The sequence below is a fragment of the Mycobacterium sp. genome (assembly GCF_032161845.1).
Lineage (GTDB): Bacteria > Actinomycetota > Actinomycetes > Mycobacteriales > Mycobacteriaceae > Mycobacterium.
This window is the reverse complement of sequence record NZ_JAVRQA010000291.1, coordinates 1-2619: the sequence shown is the minus strand read 5'-3', so window position 1 is coordinate 2619 and position 2619 is coordinate 1. Positions and strand designations below refer to the sequence as shown.

Annotated in this window: 4 protein-coding genes; all 4 read left to right on the top strand. The window is 64.0% G+C overall.

Annotated features, from left to right (window positions below):
• Positions 1-575 (top strand): hypothetical protein (locus QOD90_RS16045; RefSeq protein ID WP_526351397.1); only part of this gene is annotated, 575 nt, incomplete at its 5' end.
• Between the two features lie 45 nt (positions 576-620).
• Complete coding sequence (locus QOD90_RS16040; protein WP_526351395.1) at positions 621-971, top strand: DoxX family protein; 351 nt, start codon at positions 621-623, stop codon at positions 969-971.
• Positions 972-1020: 49 nt separating this feature from the next.
• The gene (locus tag QOD90_RS16035) at positions 1021-1896 is read left to right on the top strand and encodes an SDR family oxidoreductase (RefSeq protein WP_526351393.1); all 876 of its coding nucleotides are present in this window, start codon (positions 1021-1023) and stop codon (positions 1894-1896) included.
• Positions 1897-1943: 47 nt separating this feature from the next.
• Positions 1944-2619, top strand: a 676-nt coding sequence (locus tag QOD90_RS16030; RefSeq protein ID WP_526351391.1) for an NAD-dependent epimerase/dehydratase family protein, incomplete at its 3' end; no start/stop codon positions are given.

Below are 2619 nucleotides of genomic sequence, written 5' to 3'. Positions count from 1 at the left end.
AGATGTTGAGGTCTCGCTATGCCAGCGTTGATGCCGATCACGCGATTGTCGTGCACCCCGGGATCGCCTCCCAGCCCGCCATTGTGGACAGCTTCTGTGCGTACCACGCCGACCGCGGCGTGGACGTGTGGACACCGGACGACCAGTTCAGCCGCGAGGGGTCGGCTGACAGCTTGGTCGCCTTGGGCGCGCACGTCGCCGAAACGACGCGGCTGCCCGTGTTCCTGGTGGGATCCGTCCGTAGTGCCACGGTCATTTGGAGCGCGCTCCAAGTTTCCGACGTCTTTTCCGGTGCGGTCCTGATCGGTGATGCGAGCCCGCCCGTGTTGTCTGAACAGCTGACACAGTCGTTGGGGCTGAACACGAAACCGGTCCTCTACGTCATCGGGGCAACGGGCGCGAGGTCCGGGCTCACCGCGGCGCCAGTCGGCACGGGCCCGGTCGAGGTGCACACGCACCCCGACGACGTCAATCGGCTGATGCTGACGAATCCCGCAGCGTTTAGCGACGTCGTTCTGGAATGGTGCGTGCGTCAACTCAGCAACCATCTCAACCCCACGTGGCGGTTCGAATGAGGACTGCCCAGCACCAGATCGTCAACCCTCAACGAAAGGTTCGAAATGCACATCGCCATCATCGTTCTTAGCGCGCTTCTCGCGGTAGCGTTCCTCGGCTCGGGCGGTCTCAAACTCGTCGGCGCCAAACAGTCGCTAACGATGCGCGACCAATTGCGGGTCGGGGCACAACTGTGGCGCGTGGTCGGCGCGTTGGAGGTCGCCGGCGCTGTGGGACTGGCCGCCGGATTGGTCGTCCCAGCCATTGGCATCGCCGCCGCAGCCGGACTAGCCCTGTTGATGATCGGTGGGATCGGGGCTCACGCCCGCGCCAAGGACCTTCGCAATGCCGGCCCCGCCGCGCTGCTTGCCGTGTTGGCCGTCGCCACCGTCGTCGTGCGGGTGGCCACGCTCTGAACGACTGTTCGAATCCAGTCCAAGCATCAGGTCACGAAGGAGTGAAACAATGTCCAACACAACGGAATTACACCAACCCACCGTTGCCATTACCGGGGCGGGCAGCGGGCTGGGACGCGCGCTGGCCATCAAGCTCGCCGCCAAGGGCTATCGGGTCTTCGGTACCGCGAGGTCAGAAAGGGACGCCGCCGACCTGGAGAAGGTGTCGAGCGGCAACGTCGCAGTGACCCTTGCCGACATCACCGATCAGCGTGCGGTCACGGCCTGGGTGGACAAGGTTTCGGAGGAGGTGGGTGAGCGCGGACTCGACGTGCTCATCAGCAATGCCGGCACGCTGACCCCCGGACCCCTTGAAGTCATCCCGTTGGATGACATCAGACGCGAGTTCGACGTGAATGTCTTCGGTGCGCTGGCCGTCATCAACGGCTTCCTTCCGGCGCTGCGCAAGTCTCGCGGCCGCATCGTCCAAATCGGTGCGATGACCGGCCGATTCCCGGTGCCCTTCGACGGTCCGTCCAGCGCCTCCAAGGCGGCATTCGAAGCGCTCGCCGACGTCTACCGCAGTGAGCTCAAGCCCTTCGGGATCGCCTTCGTCATGGTGCAGGCCGGCAACATGCGCACCGGCGGACCCGCCAAGACCGCCGCCGCGCTGAAACGCATCGCCGACGCCATGACCGGCGAGCAGCGCGCACTCTATGGCGACGCCTTCGGCAAGTTCACCGATTCACTGAACAACATGCAGAACGCCGGACTGAGCGCTGAGGCGTCCGCCGACCGGGTGATCGAGCTGGTCGAGCAGCAACCGCCACCGACCCGCGCTGCCCTGGGCGAAGACGCCGAACAGATCCTGGGTTTGGTCGGAGAAAAGTCCGATACCGAACTGGATGCGCTGCGACTCCAACTCATCGGACTCGGTGATGTGTAGCCAAACAGAGGACAAATCCCCTCTCTCACCCGGAAAGGTAGCCAACCATGCCTGAAATATTGATCACCGGTGGCGGAGGTTTGGTCGGGCTCAATACCGCCCGCGCCTTCGCCGCCGAAGGCACGTCAGTGGTGATCACCGCTCGTCACGGCCACGACCAAATCGAGAAGGCGTTGGGCGACCTTCGCGAGCTGGTCACCATCGAGTCCGTGGAGTTCGCGCGCAGCGGGGAAGTGTTCGACCTGTTCAGCCGGTACGACTTTCAGTCGGTGATACACGCTGCACAGGCTCACCAACACGCACAGACCCGCACGTCCAACCGGGCCAACTACGACATGATCTTCAACTGCCTGGAAGCCGCGGAGGCCACTGGCGTGAAGCGCCTCGTACTCGTCAGTTCGATCGCGGTCTATGGCGGCGTCGCACCACCGTTCGCCGAAGACACCCGGTTCCCCGTGCAAGCCACGATCGATGACCATCCCGACGCCATGGGCGCCCATACCGCGCCCGATGGCAACAGAGCGCTCGCGCTACCGGCGTTCGAGGTCTCGGTCAAACGATCCCTGGAGCGCATCGCACTCGATTATGCCGCTCCCTGGCAGATGGGCGGGTCGGCGACCGTGCACGCCAATCAGAAGCAGAACCAGCACCTGCTCGATGTCGCCGTGCTACGCATTCCGACTCAGTTCGGTCCGGGTTACAAGGAGATGGGTAGTCCCATCA

Bases quoted from the DNA above. Each gene is read 5' to 3' on its own strand.
- QOD90_RS16035 (WP_526351393.1), top strand. From the start codon at position 1,021: ATGTCCAACACAACGGAATTACACCAACCCACCGTTGCCATTACCGGG.
- QOD90_RS16040 (WP_526351395.1), top strand. From the start codon at position 621: ATGCACATCGCCATCATCGTTCTTAGCGCGCTTCTCGCGGTAGCGTTC.